The following is a 16,691-nucleotide window of genomic DNA, read 5'->3' as shown; positions in this document are numbered from 1 at the left end:
GACCGGTGTTCAGTGGGCGCTGCCGTAGGAAGGGCCCACCATCGCCGTGGTGGTCGCCGGGGCGCCACGCCCCATCCGCAGGTTCAGCGAGCCGCTGTCGGCCACCGAGTTGTTGTGGTCCATCGGGCTGCCATAGCCGCGGGTGGTGGCCAGGGTGGTCGAGAAGGCGAAGGGGTTGCCGCTGTCGGTCACCGAGTTGCTGTGGTCCATGGGCGTCATGCGGCCCTGGGTCACACCGGAAAAGGCATTGAGGTTGGGGCGCGCGGAAAAGCCGGGGTTCACGCCCTCGGCCATCGCCAGCCCGGGCACGGCCACCACGGCGGCGGCGAGCATCAGGGCGCGAAGGGTGCGGGAGGTGGTCATGGTCGTGTCTCTCAGGATCAGGCGTCAGAGGAGCCTGGCGTCGGGGAAACAGATGGACCCTGACCCGCATCAGGAAAACACCGAAGATACTGATCGGTATCATGCGTATTACTGATGGTCGGACCGGCAACAAACGGCCATTCTGGCCCGGGACTTGCAAATGCTTCGCAGCTGTCCCGGGGGTACCGCGCGCGCCGGAGGAGGCCCGCACCGGCGGTCAGTGACGCCTCAGTCCTGCAGGTAGCGTCCTTGCAGATGGCGGGTGAAGGCGTCGGGGTCCAGGGGATGGCCGGTGGCCTGCACCATCAGCTCCTGAAAGCCGAGCCGCGCGCCATGGGCGTGCACGGATACCCGCAGCCAGTTCACCAGGGGCGAGAAGTCGCCCTGGCCCAGCGCTTCGTCCAGCCCCGGCAGGGCGGCGCGGGCGGCCTGCATCAGCTGCGCGGCCGCCATGGCGCCGAGCGTATAGGACGGGAAATAGCCGAAGGCGCCGTCGTGCCAGTGGATGTCCTGCAGGCAGCCGCGCGCGTCGTCGGGGGGCGTGATGCCCAGCAGCGCGGCGAAGCCCTCGTTCCAAGCGCCGGGCAGGTCGGCCACGCGCAGCTCGCCGGCGATCAGGGCGCGTTCCAGCCGGAAGCGCAGGATGATGTGGGCGGGATAGGTCAGCTCGTCCGCGTCCACGCGAATGAAGCCGCGCCGCACCCGGCGCCACAACCGGCCGAGATTGGCCGGCGCGTAGGCGGCCGCGTCGCCACCGAAGCTGGCGTGCAGCTCCGGGCCCAGCCAGCGCAGGAAGGGGTCGGAACGGCTGGCCTGCATCTCGATGATCAGGGACTGCGACTCGTGGGCGGCCATGCCGGCGGCCTCGCCCACGGGCTGGCGGGCCCAGCTCTCGGGCAGGCCGCGCTCGTACAGGGCGTGGCCGGTCTCGTGCAGCACGCCCAGCAGGGCGGGGGCGAAGCTGTCGGGCTCGTAGCGGGTGGTGATGCGGGTGTCGGCGGGGGTGCCGCCGCTGAAGGGATGCGCGCTCTCGTCCAGCCGGGCGTGGGAATAATCCAGCCCGACCCGCTCGCTCATGCGGCGGCACAGGGCGCGCTGGATCTCCACCGGAAAGGGACCCTCGGGTTCCTGCGGGGCGGGGCGGCGCGCCTGGATCTCCTCGGCCCGCGGCAGGGCGTCGCGCAGGAAGCCCTCGTAGGCGGCGAAGATCGGCTCCACGTCGGCGGCGCCGATGCCGCGCTGGAAGCCGTCCATCAGCGCGTCGTAGGGGGAAAGGCCGGTGGCGTCGGCCAGGGCGGCGGCGGTTTCGCGCTGCAGCCGGACCACCTCCTCCAGCAGCGGGCGCACCAGGTCGAAATCGCTGGCCGGGCGGGCCTTGCGCCACATCGCCTCGCAGGCGGAATTGGCGCGGGAAGTGGCTTCCACCAGGTCGGCCGGCAGGGCGGCGGAGCGCCGGTGGGTGCGGCGCATCAGCTGGAGGTTGGCCTCATCCCAGGGCCCCTCGGCGCCCGCCGTCGCCAGGTCCTCGGCCATGCCGGGCTCGGTCATCAGGCCGTGCGACAGGCCGGCCAGCACCGCCAACTGCTCGCCGCGCGACGCCGCGCCGCCTTCCGGCATCACCGCGGCGGCGTCCCAGTGCAGGATGGCGGCGGCCTCGCCCAGGGCGGCGATGCGGTGGAAGCGCGCCTTGAGGCGGCGGTAGGCGGCGGGGGCGTGGTTCATGCGGGGTCCTTGAGCCGGCGCCGGGCAAAGGCGGCGAAGACGCCCACCAGCGACAGGGCCAGCCCGTACCAGGTGATGGCGTAGCCGAGATGCGGATCGGTGGGCCGCGGCAATTCGGTGGCGGGTTCGGGCAGTTCGGCCGGCACGGCGGCCGGGGCGCGGCGGGGGGCGCCGAGGCCGCCGGGGGCCAGGGGCGCCGTGGTCACGCTGCCGGGCGCGGCCGGGGGCCCAGCGGCGGCATCGGGCGCAGCCGCGTTGGGGGCCGAGGTCGCCGCGCCAGGGGCCGGGGTACCGGCGGGGGCCGCCGTGCCGGGGGCCGGACCCGTGCTCCCGGCAACCACCGGGGCCGGCGCCCCGGCACCGGTGGTGCCCGCGACGGCCGGGCGCGGCGGGGTGGCGGCCGCGGGCGTCGCGGCGGGGGCCAGGGCCACCAGCGCGTAGGGTTCGGGCGCCGGCAGTTGCAGCGCGGCGGCGATGGCGGGCGGGTCGAAGGTGAAGAAGCGGCGGCCGGCCGGGTCGTCCGCGGCGCTGACGCTGCTGCGCTCGTCGGCCGGGCGGACCCAGCCCGTCACCTCCACCACGCCTTCGGGGCGGGACACCGGGCGGTCGCGCTGGATCGGCACCCAGCCGCGGTCCACCAGCAGGATGCGCCCGTCTTCCCGCTGCAAGGGGGTGACGAGGCGTGCGCCCAGGGCGGGGCCGCGCACCTCGGCACCCAGCAGCACCTCGCGGTCATGCAGGAAGCGGCCGGACACGCGGACCTTGGTGAAGGGCGTCGCGGGGTCGCGCAGGGGGATCGGGGGGTTGGCCTCGGCGGCGGCGATCTGGGCCAGCAGCGCGTGCTTCCAGTGCATGCGCTGGACCTGCCAGTTGCCCAGCCAGCACAGGATCGCCAGCACGGGCAGGGCCGCGAGCAGCGGCAGCAGGAGGCGGCGCCAGCGGGCGGCTGGCACGGTGGCGTCGGTCACGCGGGGCAGTGGGGGCCGGGCGGCCGGCGGGGGATGGGAGCTCCGCCGGTCGGTCCGGGGCAAACGGTGCGGCGCTGTCCCGGAAGGGACGGGTGCCGCACCGCCGGGGCGCGCTCAGTGATGCGCAATCTCTCCGGCACCGAAGAGGTAGATGCACACGAAGAGGAACAGCCACACCACGTCCACGAAGTGCCAGTACCAGGCCGCCGCCTCGAAGCCGAAATGGCGGGTCGGGGTGAACTGGCCGGCGCGGGCGCGGAACCAGCACACCGCCAGGAAGATGGTGCCGACGATGACGTGGAAGCCGTGGAACCCCGTCGCCAGGAAGAAGGTCGAGGGATAGATGCCGCCGGTGAAGGCGAAGGGCGCTTCCGAATATTCGTAGAACTGGAAGAAGGAGAAGCAGATCCCCAGCAGCACCGTCAGCCCCAGGCCCGTCAGCAGGCCGCGGCGGTCATTCTCCAGCAGCGCGTGGTGCGCCCAGGTCACCGTGCAGCCCGACAGCAGCAGGATCATGGTGTTCAGGAAGGGCAGGTTGAACGGGTCGAAGGTCAGCACGCCGTGCGGCGGCCAGACCTTGGGCAGCGCCTCGCCCGACACGTGGTCGGGATACAGGGCGAAATGGAAATAGGCCCAGAAGAAGGCCACGAAGAACATCACCTCGGAGGCGATGAACAGCGCCATGCCGTAGCGCAGGCCGATGCGCACGATGGGGGTGTGGACGCCGGGGGTGCGGGATTCGCGCACCACGTCGCGCCACCACAGGAACATCAGTCCCAGCACGCAGACCAGCCCGAGCGGGCCGACCCAGTGGTTGCCGTAATGGGCGTAGAGGATGATGCCCAGCAGCATCGTCCCCGCCGCGAAGGCCATCAGCAACGGCCAGGGCGACGGATCCACGAGGTGGTAGGGATGCTGGTGCGGGGCGGGGGCGTCGGGGATATCCGTCCCCACGTTCCCGGCCGTGGTGTTGAGGCTGGCCATCGCGCGTCCTGATCAGGCGTGGCCGCGGCGTGGCGCCGCAGCCCTTGGTGGTTCATCCATCCCGCAAAGCGCGGGGCGTTTCAAGTCACGGGGGCGTTTCACCCGCCCGCCGCGCGCCGCCCTTTCGCGCAGGGCGTCACCGGGGCCTCCCGCGTCACGGCGCACCCGGCGGCGTCATGCCTCATGGCATGCCCAGTGGCGTCACGCCTCACGGCGTGCCCGGCGGCACCGTGCCGAGCCGGCCGACATGCGGCCCGGCACTGGCCAGGGCGCCCGCGCGCTCGGCATCCGCCAGGGTGCGGAAAAAGGTGTAGCTCAGCGTGATGGTGCGGATGTCGCGGGTTTCGGGGTTGGTGGCGATGGCCGGGTCCACCCAGAAGGTCACGGGCATGTCGGCGGTCTGCCCGGGCTCCAGCGTCTGGGCGTCGAAGCAGAAGCAGTGGGTCTTGTGAAAATACGGCCCCACCACGTCGGGGGTCACGTTGTAGGTGGCAATGCCCTGCACGGCCGTGCCCGCCAGGTTCTCGGCCCGGTAGAAGGCGAGTCCCTCGTCGCCCAGCCTGATGCGGACGTTGGGCTGGTCGGCCTGGAAGCGCCAGGGCAGGCCGGGATGGGTCTGGGCGTCGAAGCGGATGGTGATGCTGCGATCGGAGGTGGCGCCGGGCGCCGCGGCGCCGCCGATCTGCGGCGTGCCGTTGTAGCCGGTGACCTGGCAGAACACGGCGTAGAGCGGCACGGCGGCAAAGGACACGCCGAGCATGGTGCCCACCACACCCAGGGAGATGAGGCCGAGTCGGCGGTTGCGCCGCGCGAGCGTGGTCTTGTCCATGCGCGTCACCTCACGGCGCCGCGGGGGCGCCCTGAAAGGTTGGGGATCCCGCCGGCGGGAATCGCGGCGCCATCCGTCACGCGGTCTGCCCCATGCGGGTGATGGCCACGAGGTAGAACAGCCCCACCAGGGCCAGAAGCGCCAGCAGCAGGGCCCAGTTGCGGGCCCGCCGGCGCCGTTCCAGCGCGGCCTGCTCGTCGGGGGACAGGACGTCCATCGCGTGTGCTCTCCCGCTCAGCCCAGCACCAGGTGATCCACCGCCAGGGCGGCGAAGAGCACGGCCAGGTGCAGCAGCGAGAAGCGGAAGGCGGCGCGGGCGGCGGCGTCGTTGCCGAGGCTGCGGCCGGCGGCATCCTGCGGCTCCCGCAGCACGCGGACGGCGTGCCACAGGAAGCCCGCGCCCATCACCGCAGCGGCAGCGCCGTAGATCGGGCCGGCGAGACCGAGGAACCAGGGCGCCAGGGCCAGCGGGAACAGCAGCACCGTGTAGATCAGGATCTGCCGCCGGGTTTCCCGCGCGCCCGCCACCACCGGCAGCATCGGCACGCCGGCGCGCTGGTAGTCGGCATGCGCCCAGAGCGAGAGCGACCAGAAATGCGGCGGCGTCCAGGCGAAGACGATGGCGAAGAGCAGCAGGGGCAGCACCTCCACCCCGCCGGTCACCGCGGCCCAGCCGATCACCGGCGGAAAGGCCCCCGCCGCGCCGCCGATCACGATGTTCTGCGGCGTCCGGCGCTTCAGCCACATGGTGTAGACGAAGACGTAGAAGCCGATGGAGGCCGCCAGCCAGCCGGCGGCGTGCCAGTTGGTGGCCAGCCCCATCACGCCGACCGAGGCGACCGAGAGCACCACGCCGAAGGCCAGGGCGGAGCCGGCGCGGATGCGCCCGGCCGGGATCGGGCGGCGGGCAGTGCGCTTCATCACCGCGTCGATGTCGCGGTCGTACCACATGTTGATGGCGCCCGCGGCGCCGGCCGCCACGGCGATGCACAGCACCGCGGTGGCGCCCAGCACGGGGTGCAGGTGGCCGGGAGCCAGGATCATCCCGATCAGCCCGGTGAAGACCACCAGGGTCATCACTCGCGGCTTGAGCAGGGCGAGCCAGTCGCGGACCTCGCTCAGGTCGGTGGCGGAAGCGTCGAGGGGGGCCGAAGCCCCCCCCTCGCCGATGGCACTCTGGCTCATCGAAGCCTCATCAGCTGATGCGCGGCAGCTCTTCGAAGGTGTGGAAGGGCGGCGGGCTGCTCACCTGCCATTCCAGCGTCGTCGCGCCCTCGCCCCAGGGGTTGGCGGCAGCCACCTCGCCCCGGCGGAAGGTCAGGAACAGCACCCAGAAGAACACCACGAAGGAGGCGACCGAGATATAGGCGCCGAGCGAGGCCACCATGTTCCACCCCGCGAAGGCGTCGGGGTAGTCGGGGTAGCGGCGCGGCATGCCCTGGGCGCCCAGGAAGTGCATGGGGAAGAAGGTCAGGTTCACGCCGACGAAGGTCATCCAGAAGTGGATCTGGCCCCACTTTTCCGGGTACTGCCGGCCGCTCATCTTGCCGATCCAGTAGTAGAAGCCGGCGAAGATCGAGAAGACGGCGCCGAGCGACAGCACGTAGTGGAAGTGCGCCACCACGTAGTAGGTGTTGTGCAGAATCACGTCGACGCCGGCATTGGCCAGCTTCACGCCGGTGACGCCGCCCACGGTGAACAGGAACACGAAGCCGATCGCGAAGAGCATCGGCGTCTTCAGCTGCACCGAGCCGCCCCACATGGTGGCGATCCAGGAGAAGACCTTGATGCCCGTGGGCACGGCGATGACCATGGTCGCCGCCATGAAGTAGGCCCGCGTGTCCACCGAGATGCCGGAGGTGAACATGTGGTGCGCCCAGACCACGAAGCCCACCACGCCGATGGCCACCATGGCGTAGGCCATCCCGAGATAGCCGAAGATCGGCTTGCGGGAGAAGGTGGACAGCACGTGGGAGATGATGCCGAAGCCCGGCAGGATCATGATGTAGACTTCGGGGTGGCCGAAGAACCAGAACAGGTGCTGGAACAGCACCGGGTCGCCGCCGCCCTCGGGCTTGAAGAAGGCCGTGCCGAAGTTGCGGTCGGTGATCAGCATGGTGATCGCGCCGCCCAGCACGGGCACGCTCAGCAGCAGCAGGAAGGCGGTGACCAGCATCCCCCAGACAAACAGCGGCATCTTGTGCAGCGTCATGCCGGGGGCGCGCATGTTGAAGATGGTGGTGATGAAGTTGGCCGCGCCGAGGATGGAGGAGGCGCCGGCGAGGTGCAGGCCGAACAGCGCCATGTCGACGCCGGGGCTGGCTTGGTACTGGCTGTCCGACAGCGGCGGGTACAGCGTCCAGCCCGTGCCCGCGCCGCCCACGAAGAGCGAGGCGATGGTCAGGATCAGCGCCGGCACCAGCAGCCAGAAGGAGATGTTGTTCAGCCGCGGAAAGGCCATGTCGGGCGCGCCGATCATGATCGGCACGAACCAGTTGCCGAAGCCGCCGATCAGCGCGGGCATGATGACGTAGAACACCATCACCACGCCGTGGGCGGTGACGGCCACGTTCCACATCTGCCCGTCCGCGAAATACTGCAGGCCGGGCGACATCAGCTCCATCCGCATCACCAGCGACAGGCCGACGCCGACGATGGCGGCCGCCAGCGCGAAGATGATGTAGAGGGTGCCGATATCCTTGTGATTGGTGCTGAACAGCCACCGCGCCACGAAGCCGGGCTTGTGGTCGTGGTGGTCATGGGCGTGGTCGAGGGTCGCCATGGTGCTCTCGTTCCTCACCGCCCGGCTGGGCGGTTCTCCGCGACGGTCGTGTTGGTCGGGCCGGCCCAGCCGGGGCCCTGGCCTTCAGCGAAGCGGGTGCGGGCCTGCGCCACCCAGGCGTCGAACTGGGCGCGCGGCACGGCCTGCACCGCGATGGGCATGAACCAGTGGTTGGTGCCGCAGATCTGGTTGCACTGGCCGTAGAAGGTGCCTTCGTGGTCGGCGCGGAACCAGGTTTCCTGGGCACGGCCGGGGATCGTGTACTTCTGCACGCCCAGCGAGGGCACGAAGAAGGAATGGATCACGTCGTGGCCGGTGGTCAGCACCCGCACGGTCGCGCCCACCGGCACCACCAGGGGGTTGTCCACTGCCAGGTTGCGCAGCTGGCCCGGCTTCAGGTCGGCCTCGGCGACGGGGTAGCTGTCGAACTCGAAGTTGCCGTTGTCGGGATAGGCGTAGTGCCAGTACCACTGCCGGCCCTGCACGCCCACGGTGATGTCGGCGTCGCGCGCCCGGTCCTCGTAGTAGATTAGCCGGAAGGAGGGGATGGCGATCACCAGCAGGATCAGCACCGGCAGCACCGTCCAGGCGATTTCCAGGTAGGTGTGGTGGCTGGTGCGCGACGGGTTCTGGCTCACCGAGGCGCGGTAGCGCCACACCACGTAGGCCAGCAGCAGGCCCACGAAGATGGTGATGACCACGATGATCCAGAGCACGAGGTCGTTGAAGTCGTGGATGCGTTCCTTGACCACGCCGCCCGCGGGCTGCAGCCCGGTGCCCCAGGGGATGGGCGCAAAGGTCTGCCCGTTGCCCGCCGCCGCCGGATCCTGCGCCAGGGCCGTGCCAAGAAGCGCCATGGGGGCCATCAGCAGCCCCCCTGCCAGCGCCAGTGCCGTCGCGAATATCCGCCGCATGCCCCGCCCCGAATCTCTCGTCATCGGATGTATCACTGCCGGCCGCTCTTCAAGAGCCGCCGGCCCCGCGCCCGGCCCGCGCCGCCGCAACCGGCCGGCACGCGCCGAACCGGCCCGCCCGGGCCCGAAGCGGGGATTAATCACGCGGTGCCGCGCCGCACAAGCCGCGCGGCGAAGAAGTCTGGTCCGCCACCACCCCGTGAATACTCCCCGCGGCGCCGGCCCGGGCCCGTCACGCCCGCACCGGCGCGGCGAGCTCCGCGGCGTCCGGCTCGGCCTCGGGATCCGCCTCGGCCACGTGGTCGGTCATGTCCGTCAGCATGGAGCGCACATGCGGGTCGCCCACCCCGTAGAAGACCTGCCGGCCGCGGCGGTCGGGCTGCAGCAGCCGGGCGGCGCGCAGCAGGCGCAGGTGGTGCGACACCAGGCTGGCGGAGATGCCCAGCCGGTCCGCCATCTCCCCCACCGCGGCGGGGGCGTCCAGGCAGGCCAGGATGATGCGCAGCCGCGTCGGGTCGCTCATCAGCCGGAAGGTTTCGGCGAGTTCCACCACCTGGTCCTCGGCGATCCGGCCGCGAGTGCTGCGCATGGGGGCCAGCTTCCGCCGCCCCGCGCCGGGGCGCAAGCGGCGGGGTGCCGCGCGGGGTGGGAAGCGGCGTGGCGGGGGCGAATCGCTGGGGGGGGAGTGGCGGCGGGCGGGGGACACCGCCCGCCGGGGAGCAGCCACCCTCCGGAGAGGTGGCCGCGAGCCCACGCCCTAGAATAGCGGCCGCGCGGCAGGCACGCGCCGGGCGCGGGAAGCGGCCGGGGCGGGGTCGCCTTGATCCGGACCGGGCGCATCACGACCTCTTCCGGCAGCGACTTTCATGGAGACACAACCTGTCATGAGCGAACTGACCAAGGCGGTGAGCGACGACAGCTTCCGCTCGGACGTGCTGGAAGCCTCCGGCCCCGTGCTGGTGGACTTCTGGGCGGAATGGTGCGGCCCCTGCCGCATGGTGGCCCCCCTGCTCGACGAGGTGGCCCGCGACTATGCCGGCAAGCTGACCGTCGCCAAGGTGAACATCGACGAGAACCCCACCGTGCCCAACGACTACGCGGTGCGCGGCATCCCCACCATGATCCTGTTCAAGGACGGCAAGCCGGTGGACACCCGCGTCGGCGCCATGCCCAAGGGGCAGCTGCGGGACTGGCTGAACGGCGCCCTGGGCGCCTGATCCCCCGGCCAAGGGGGACGGCGCCGGAGGCGCCCTCCCCCGCCTCCCGGCCCGGGCGGCGATGCCCGCCCCGGCCGGGGCGGCTTCAGACGAAGGCGATGCCGAAGGTGGTCTCGCTGGTGATGTCGGGGGCGGTGATGGTCTGGTGTTCCGGGCTCTCGGAAAAGCCGACCACCACGTCGGCCCGGCTCAGCACGCCGCTGTCGAGCTTGGGGACGTAGTAGTTGATCTCGTCCTGGCTGGCGCCGCGGTCCAGGCTGTTGCGGTAAAGCAGCTGCACGAACTCGGTGCTGCCTGGGTTGGTGCCGTAGAGGGCCTGGAATTCCGGGCTGCCGGTGAAGCTCTGCACGACGCCCTGGAGGGTCGCCGTGCCGGCGTCGAGCTGGTCCTTGTAGAAGCGCAGCCCGGCCAGGTCGGGCAGCCGGCCGAACATGGTGTCGTAGAGGCGCGCCACCTGGGCCGCGCTTTCCGACACGTCCCAGATGCCGTTCTGCACCAGCCCGGCGGTGCGCGCCTGGTTTTCCGGGCTTTCCGAGAAATTGGCCAGAAAGGTTTCCCGGCTGTCGCCGGCCGCAGCGCGGTCGCGGTAGTATTGCAGCTCGGCCTCGCTGGCCCCGCGGCCGAGGACGTTCTGGTAGAGTTGGCCGAGATAGGCATCCAGCGACAGGTTGGCTCCGTAGCGGGCCTGGAACTCCGGGCTGCCGTTGAAGCCGGCGGCGATCTCCGCCAGCGGGCGGCCGTGCTGCAGGGCGTCGATGTAGAAGTTCAGCCCGGCCTGTTCCGGGCCGCGCGCCAGGGCGGCGTTGTACAGCCGCACCACCTGCGCCGCCGGGTCGGCGGCGTCGAACACCATCCGGCCATCAGCGAACACGGCGGTTTCCACGCCCCGGAAGGTGTCCACCTGGGCACCGCGGGTCTGCGTCACGTCGCCATTGCCCTGCAGCGCGAAGCTGCTGCCGCGGCGGCCGGCCGACTGCACGTCCACCCAGTCCGTGCCCGCGCCGCCGTCCAGCAGGTCGTTGCCCTCGTCGCCCGCCAGGCGGTCATTGCCGCCGGCCCCGCGCAGGGTGTCGTTGCCCGCGCCGCCGGTGAGCCAGTTCGCCACATCGTTGCCGGTCAGGCTGTCGTTGAAGCGGGACCCGCGGGCGGCGTTGATCCCCACCAGCGTGTCGGTGCCGCCCTGCCCGTCCGCGGCGGTGCCGGCGGCGAGGTTGACGGTGACGGCGGCGGAAAGGGCGCTGGCGCTGTAGTCGGCCGCGGTCCAGCCCGTGGGGGCGCCGCGCAGCACGTCGTTGCCCTCGCCGCCGCGCAGCATGGCGCGCTGGTTCGGCCCGAGATCGGCGCCGGCGAGGTCGTCGGCCCCGTCGCTGCCCTGCAATCCCTCGAAGCCGGTGAAGCTGTCGGTGCCGCCGTAAAGGTTGCTCACGCTGCCGGTGGCCAGGCTGCCGACCACGCCCGATCGCACCTGCACCCCGTTGGTGAAGAACCAGCTGTAGTCGAGGAAGTCGAACCCGGCCCCGCCATTGGCCAGGTTGCTGCCGCCCCCGGGGGCGAACCAGTCGTCGCCGGCCGATCCCGTGAAGCTGTCATTGGCGAGGTTGCCGACCACCTCCTCCAGGTTGACGAAATTCGTCGTCGCGTTGAGGCCCGCGGTGGTCACCGTGCCCTGGCCCACCGCGCTGAGCACAACGGTGATGGCAGCGTTGTTGCCGGTGACCAGGGTGTCGAAGCCGCCCCGCCCATCCACCGTGTCGGTGCCGGTGACAGGCTGGAAACGGTTGTTGTTGTTGTCGCCCAGCAGCGTGTCGTTGCCCGACCCGCCCCGCACCGCGCGGATGTTGTTCAGGGTGTCGGTGACGCCGCCCACGGTCGCGGTGCCGGCCGCGAGGTCCGCGGCCACGCCCGTGCTGCTGCTGAAGTAGTCGGCGTAGACGTTGGACAGGCTGTTGCCCCGGATGGTGTCGGCCCCGCCGCCGCCATCGAGGTAGACGCTGGCCGAACTGCTGGCGAAGGTCACGGCCAAGGTGTCGCTGCCGGCGCTGCCGATCACCCGCTCGATGGAAGCGATCGTGTCGGTGCCCAGCCCGCCGCTCTTCACCACCGTGTTGCCGGCGCCGGGGCTGTCGTAGCTGGCATAGGTCAGGCTGATCGTGCCGGCGAGGCCGGCATAGGACAGGGTGTCGAAGCCGCCATTGCCGTTGTACTGGTCGTTGAAGCCGCCGCGGCCGTTGAAGCTGTCGCCCGAGGGCAAGCCGTTGAATACCGCCATGCGAAGGCCCCACCGTTACGGTTTAACACCGACTGCAGCATCGATGCTGAACCGGGACAACGCCGCAAGGGTTGATATTTGTTAAAAATTCGCAACAGTCCCGGTGCCCCGCTGCCGCAGCGCCTCCGCCTCAGTCCGGCGCCGCCCCCGTGAGCTTGAGCACCTCCCCCGCCAGATAAAGGCTGCCGCACACCAGCACCCGCGCCGGCGGGCCGCCGGCCGCAGCCAGAACGCCCAGCGCATCCGCCACCCGCGGGCCGATCCGCGCCGTCCCACCCGACGCCGCCACGATCTGCTCCGGGGTCATCGCCAGGTGCTGCCCCGGCTCCGCCACCGCCCAGAGCGAGGCGGCGCGCGGCAGGATCGGCCGCAGGAAGTCGGCGGCCGCCTTGGACGCCTTCATCCCCACCGCGAGGTGCACGGGCCGCGCGGGGTCCTCCGCCCGCCAGCGGTCGAGCTGGGCGGCGATCGCCTCCCCGGCCCCGGCATTGTGGCCACCATCCAGCCAGAGCTCCCAGCCCGGCGGCAGGGTCGCCGCCAAGGGGCCGCCCAGCCGCTGCAGCCGCGCCGGCCAGGTGGCGGTGCGCAGGCCCTCCGACAGGACGGCGGCGTCCAGCCAGGGCGGGTTCCAGGCCCGCAGCGCCGCCACCGCCAGCGCCGCATTCTCCGCCTGGTGCGGGCCGGGCAGCGCCGGCAACGGCAGGTCCAGCGCCCCGCGCGCATCGGCGTAGCGCAACCCTTCGGGGCGGGCGTCCAGGCTCCAGTCGCGGCCGCGCCGCAGCAGGGGGGCACCCCGGGCCGCCGCCACGCGCTCGATCGCCGCCAGGGCCTCGGGCGGCTGGAAGCCGGTCACCAGGGGGACGCCGGGCTTGGCGATGCCGGCCTTCTCCGTCGCGATGGCCCCCAGCGTGTCGCCCAGGAAATCCATGTGGTCCATGGAGACGGAGGCGATGGCGCAGGCGGCCGGGCGGTCCACCACGTTGGTGGCGTCGAAGGCCCCGCCCAGCCCGACCTCCAGCACCAGCAGCTCCGCCGGAACGCGGGAAAACAGCAGGATCGCGGCGGCGGTGGTGATCTCGAACACGGTGATGGGCAGGCCGGCATTGGCGGCCTCCACCTCCTCCAGCGTCGCGGCCAGCACCGGCTCATCCACCAGCCGGCCGGCGAGGCGGATGCGCTCGTGGAAGCGGACCAGGTGGGGGGAGGTATAAACGTGCACGCGCAGCCCCGCCGCCTCGCCGGCAGCGCGCAGGAAGGCGCAGGTGCTGCCCTTGCCGTTGGTGCCGGCAACGTGGACCACCGGCGGCAGCCGCTGCTCGGGGTGGCCCAGGGCGGCGAGGCAGCGCTGCAGCCGCCCCAGGCTGAGGTCGATCAGCTTGGGGTGCAGGCCGTGCAGCCGGTCGATGATCGCCTCCGACCGGCCGGAGCCGAGGGCGAAGGGCATGGCCGCCGCCGGGTCGGGCGCAGCCAGGTTGGGCGCGGCCGCGGTGCCGGGCGGTGCGGGCGGGGACAGGGCCACGCGGCGGCGCTCCGCGCGCGCTCTCAGGCGCCGGGCTGCGCGGGCTCCGTGGGCGGCAGGATGGCGACCTCCGCCAGGGCCGGTGCCAGGTCCCCCTCCGCCGGCGCCAGGCTGGGCTCGCGCAGCAGGGAGATCAGCCGCGCCAGGGTCGCCTTCATCTCGCCGCGCGGCACCACCATGTCGAGGATGCCGTGTTCCAGCAGGTATTCCGCACGCTGGAAGCCCTCGGGCAGGGTTTCGCGCACGGTCTGCTCGATCACGCGGGCGCCGGCGAAGCCGATCAGCGCCCCGGGCTCGGCGATCTGCACGTCGCCCAGCATGGCGAAGGACGCCGTGACGCCGCCGGTGGTGGGGTCGCAGAGCACCACGAAGAAGGGCAGCCCGGCCTCCTTCACCATGCGCGTCGCGATCACCGTGCGCGGCATCTGCATCAGGCTGACGGCGCCTTCCTGCATCCGCGCCCCGCCGGAGGCGGTGAAGACGATCAGCGGCGCGTCCTGCAGCACCGCCAGCCGGGCGGCGGTGACCAGCGCCTCGCCCACCCCGGCGCCCATGGAGCCGGCCATGAAGGCGAATTCGAAGGCGGCCACCACGGCGCGGCGGCCCTCGATGGCGCCGTGTGCCACGGCCACCGCGTCGTCCATGCCGATCTTGGTCTGCGCGTCCCTCAGCCGGTCGGCGTAGCGGCGCTGGTCGCGGAAGCGCAGCGGGTCGGCGGGGGCGCGGGGCAGCTCGATGCGCTGCCAGCCGGCATCCAGCGTGTAGTCCAGCCGCTTGATGGCGCCGATCCGCAGGTGGTGGCCGCAATGCGGGCAAACGTGCAGCCCGCGTTCCAGGTCACGGTGGAAGATCATCTGCTCGCAGGCCGGGCACTTCGTCCAGAGGTTCTCCGGCACGTCCCGCTTGGCGCCGAACAGCGTCTGAATCTTCGGCAGCGCCCAGTCGGAAATCCAGTTCATCACGCCCCACCACACGGCCGCCCGAACGGGAACCGCCCCGCCGCGCCGGAGGGCGGGAGGTAGGCGCGTCCCCCACCGCGGCGCAAGGGGCTTCGGCGGGCGTGGTGCCGGGAGGCCCGCAGGGGGCCCTGCCCCCTGCACCCCCGCCAGGAAGCAACGGCCTCCTGGACCTACGAGGTGTTTTTGGTGCCCTGGCTGGACACGGTGTCTCTGCGCGGCGGCTACGCGCGCGCAGAGACACCGTGTCCAGCCAGGGCATAACTCATCGCGGGGTCCGGGGAGGTCGTACCTCCCCGGCGGAGGGTGTGGGAGGCAGAGCCTCCCACGGGCCACCGGGCACCACGCCCCCGAGCGCGCTTTGCCGCGAGCGACGCGCGTCACCCCTGGACCTTTCGCCCGGCTCGCGCGTTGATGCGCACGGCATGGCGAACGACGATCCCTATCAGACCCTGGGCGTGAGCCGTACCGCCAGCGCGGAGGAGATCCGCAAGGCGTACCGGGCCCTCGCCAAGAAGAACCACCCCGACCTGAACCCCGGCGATGCGGCGGCGGAGGAGCGCTTCAAGGCGGCCAGCACGGCGCATGACCTGCTCTCCGACCCCGAGAAGCGCGCCCGCTTCGACCGCGGCGAGATCGACGCTTCCGGCCAGGAACGGCCGGAGCGCAATTTCTACCGGGATTTCGCGGAAGGCTCGCAGGGCCGTGCCTACCGGCGCGGCGGCGGCTGGGCCGGCGGCACGGCGGGCGGACCGATGGGCGACCTGGACCCGGAAGAGCTGGACGAGTTGTTCGGCGGCTTCTTCCGCCAGGGCGGCGGCGGGGCCGGCGGTGGCACCCGGCCGCGGCGGGGGCGCGACGCGCAGTACCGGCTGGAAGTGCCCTTTCTGGACGCGGTGAACGGCGCCACGCAGCGCCTGACCTTGCCGGGCGGGCAGTCGCTGGACGTCCGCATCCCGCCGGGGCTGGAGGACGGCCAGGTGCTGCGCCTGCGCGGCAAGGGCGGGCCGGGGGCGAATGGCGGCCCGGAGGGCGACGCGCTGATCGAGGTCGCGGTGGCCCCGCACCCCTTCTTCCGGCGGGACGGCCGCAACCTGCTGCTGGACGTGCCGGTGACGCTGGCCGAGGCGGTGCTGGGCGCCAAGGTGACGGTGCCGACCCCGCGCGGCGAGGTGGCGCTGAACGTGCCCAGGGGCGCCGACGCCGGCACGCAGCTGCGGCTGCGCGGCCGCGGCGTGGCGGAAGGCGGCGGCCAGCCGGCGGGCGACCTGTTCGTGACGCTGACGCTGGTGCGGGGCCCGGTGGACCCGGCGCTGGAGGAGTTCCTGCGCGACTGGGTGCCGAAACACCCGGCGGACCCGCGGCGCGACCTGTGGAAGAACGGAGGCGAGGGATGATCACGGTCGGGGCTGTCCTGGGCCGCGTCCGCGGGCTGGACGAGGCGGCGCTGCAGCGCTGGATCGCCGAGGACTGGGTGCGCCCGGAGCGGCAGAACGGGCAGCCCGTGTTCCGCGAGATCGACGTGGCGCGCGTGCAGCTGATCGTGGAGCTGCGCGACGAGCTGGAGGTGGGCGAGAGCGCCGTGCCGGTGGTGCTGTCGTTGCTGGACCAGCTGCACGAAACGCGGCGGCAGATGCGCCGGATGCGCGAGCTGCTGGAACAGGCGGGGCCGGAGGACACGGCGCGCGGGCTGCTGGAACGGCTGGCCGGCCGCGCGGGCTGAGGCTGCGGAACGGCCTGCGCGGGGTGGCTGGCCGCGGGGGAAGCCCGCGCACGCCGGGACGCGCGCGGGCCGGCGGGGCCGGGCGCTAGAAGCCCCGGTAGGAGCCGCCGAAGAGCAGAAACAGCACCAGGATGATCACCAGCAGGCCGAGCAGCCCGCCGAAGCCGCCGCCGCCGTAATAGCCGGAGCGGTAGCCGTAATAGCCGCCGCCGCCAAACAGCAGGAACAGGACGATGATGATCAGGATCAGGGTCATCTCAGCGTCTCCTCACGGCAATGCCTGACGGACCGCTCCGCGGCGCGCCGGTCTCCCACCCCGAGCGGCGTGGGCGGCAGGCCGTGTATCGGTCCTGTAACCGAGACGTTCGCTGGCCGTCGAAGGTTGCAGCCCCCGGATGATCCGTCCCGCACGGGTTGCCGCGGGGCCACAGCCCCCTTCCCGGCG

17 protein-coding genes are annotated in these 16,691 nt (G+C 72.1%); 3 read left to right on the top strand and 14 right to left on the bottom strand.

Features of this window, described 5'->3' with window-relative positions; all coding sequences use genetic code 11:
• Positions 1-9: 9 nt before the first annotated feature.
• The 10 genes from ACLIBK_RS04740 to ACLIBK_RS04695 form a co-directional block, all read right to left on the bottom strand.
• A complete protein-coding gene (locus ACLIBK_RS04740; RefSeq protein WP_415386075.1) occupies positions 10-363 on the bottom strand; it encodes a hypothetical protein in 354 nt (117 codons plus the stop codon).
• A gap of 228 nt (positions 364-591) precedes the next feature.
• Positions 592-2,085: a carboxypeptidase M32 gene (locus ACLIBK_RS04735; protein WP_415386074.1), complete on the bottom strand. Its 1,494-nt coding sequence runs from the start codon at positions 2,083-2,085 to the stop codon at positions 592-594.
• Positions 2,082-3,053, bottom strand: coding sequence for an SURF1 family protein (locus ACLIBK_RS04730; protein ID WP_415386073.1), 972 nt, complete (start codon positions 3,051-3,053; stop codon positions 2,082-2,084). The genes ACLIBK_RS04735 and ACLIBK_RS04730 overlap by 4 nt, the downstream gene beginning before the upstream one ends.
• Positions 3,054-3,167: 114 nt before the next feature.
• The gene (locus ACLIBK_RS04725) at positions 3,168-4,037 is read right to left on the bottom strand and encodes a cytochrome c oxidase subunit 3 (RefSeq protein ID WP_415386072.1); all 870 of its coding nucleotides are present in this window, start codon (positions 4,035-4,037) and stop codon (positions 3,168-3,170) included.
• A 208-nt stretch (positions 4,038-4,245) separates the two neighbouring features.
• Positions 4,246-4,866 carry a cytochrome c oxidase assembly protein gene (locus tag ACLIBK_RS04720; RefSeq protein ID WP_415386071.1) on the bottom strand — a complete coding sequence of 207 codons (621 nt, stop codon included), beginning with the start codon at positions 4,864-4,866 and terminating at the stop codon, positions 4,246-4,248.
• Between the two features lie 76 nt (positions 4,867-4,942).
• Positions 4,943-5,083 (bottom strand): hypothetical protein, encoded by a 141-nt coding sequence (locus ACLIBK_RS04715; protein WP_415386070.1) that lies wholly within the window; start codon positions 5,081-5,083, stop codon positions 4,943-4,945.
• A 17-nt stretch (positions 5,084-5,100) separates the two neighbouring features.
• Positions 5,101-6,051 (bottom strand): heme o synthase, encoded by a 951-nt coding sequence (locus ACLIBK_RS04710; protein WP_415386069.1) that lies wholly within the window; start codon positions 6,049-6,051, stop codon positions 5,101-5,103.
• Between the two features lie 10 nt (positions 6,052-6,061).
• Complete coding sequence (gene ctaD, locus ACLIBK_RS04705) at positions 6,062-7,648, bottom strand: cytochrome c oxidase subunit I (protein WP_415386068.1); 1,587 nt, start codon at positions 7,646-7,648, stop codon at positions 6,062-6,064.
• Positions 7,649-7,662: 14 nt separating this feature from the next.
• The gene (coxB, locus tag ACLIBK_RS04700) at positions 7,663-8,586 is read right to left on the bottom strand and encodes a cytochrome c oxidase subunit II (protein WP_415386067.1); all 924 of its coding nucleotides are present in this window, start codon (positions 8,584-8,586) and stop codon (positions 7,663-7,665) included.
• A 208-nt stretch (positions 8,587-8,794) separates the two neighbouring features.
• Complete coding sequence (locus ACLIBK_RS04695) at positions 8,795-9,151, bottom strand: ArsR/SmtB family transcription factor (protein WP_415386066.1); 357 nt, start codon at positions 9,149-9,151, stop codon at positions 8,795-8,797.
• A 295-nt stretch (positions 9,152-9,446) separates the two neighbouring features.
• On the opposite strand from ACLIBK_RS04695, the gene trxA reads away from it, so the two are divergent.
• Positions 9,447-9,779, top strand: a complete 333-nt coding sequence (gene trxA / locus ACLIBK_RS04690) for a thioredoxin TrxA (RefSeq protein WP_415386065.1) — start codon at positions 9,447-9,449, stop codon at positions 9,777-9,779.
• A gap of 85 nt (positions 9,780-9,864) precedes the next feature.
• Here the strand turns inward: trxA and ACLIBK_RS04685 are convergent, their stop codons facing one another.
• The 3 genes from ACLIBK_RS04685 to accD all read right to left on the bottom strand — a co-directional run bounded on the left by ACLIBK_RS04685 (position 9,865) and on the right by accD (position 14,526).
• The gene (locus ACLIBK_RS04685; protein ID WP_415386064.1) at positions 9,865-12,048 is read right to left on the bottom strand and encodes a DUF4214 domain-containing protein; all 2,184 of its coding nucleotides are present in this window, start codon (positions 12,046-12,048) and stop codon (positions 9,865-9,867) included.
• Positions 12,049-12,178: 130 nt separating this feature from the next.
• Positions 12,179-13,492 carry a bifunctional folylpolyglutamate synthase/dihydrofolate synthase gene (locus tag ACLIBK_RS04680; protein ID WP_415386247.1) on the bottom strand — a complete coding sequence of 438 codons (1,314 nt, stop codon included), beginning with the start codon at positions 13,490-13,492 and terminating at the stop codon, positions 12,179-12,181.
• A 98-nt stretch (positions 13,493-13,590) separates the two neighbouring features.
• Entirely contained in the window at positions 13,591-14,526 is a 936-nt protein-coding gene (gene accD, locus ACLIBK_RS04675) for an acetyl-CoA carboxylase, carboxyltransferase subunit beta (protein ID WP_415386063.1), read from the bottom strand.
• A 422-nt stretch (positions 14,527-14,948) separates the two neighbouring features.
• Here accD and ACLIBK_RS04670 point away from each other — a divergent pair, with 422 nt between their 5' ends.
• Together ACLIBK_RS04670 and ACLIBK_RS04665 are read left to right on the top strand one after the other, a co-directional pair.
• Entirely contained in the window at positions 14,949-15,920 is a 972-nt protein-coding gene (locus ACLIBK_RS04670; RefSeq protein ID WP_415386062.1) for a DnaJ C-terminal domain-containing protein, read from the top strand.
• Positions 15,917-16,246 (top strand): chaperone modulator CbpM, encoded by a 330-nt coding sequence (locus ACLIBK_RS04665; protein WP_415386061.1) that lies wholly within the window; start codon positions 15,917-15,919, stop codon positions 16,244-16,246. The genes ACLIBK_RS04670 and ACLIBK_RS04665 overlap by 4 nt, the downstream gene beginning before the upstream one ends.
• An 85-nt stretch (positions 16,247-16,331) precedes the next feature.
• On the opposite strand, the gene ACLIBK_RS04660 is transcribed toward ACLIBK_RS04665, so the two are convergent.
• The gene (locus tag ACLIBK_RS04660; protein ID WP_415386060.1) at positions 16,332-16,502 is read right to left on the bottom strand and encodes a hypothetical protein; all 171 of its coding nucleotides are present in this window, start codon (positions 16,500-16,502) and stop codon (positions 16,332-16,334) included.
• Positions 16,503-16,691 lie beyond the last annotated feature (189 nt).

The organism is Roseomonas sp. BN140053, from assembly GCF_047690175.1.
In the GTDB taxonomy this organism is placed as follows: domain Bacteria; phylum Pseudomonadota; class Alphaproteobacteria; order Acetobacterales; family Acetobacteraceae; genus Roseomonas.
Note: the sequence above shows the minus strand (reverse complement) of the source record. Positions and strands in the feature narration are given on the sequence as shown.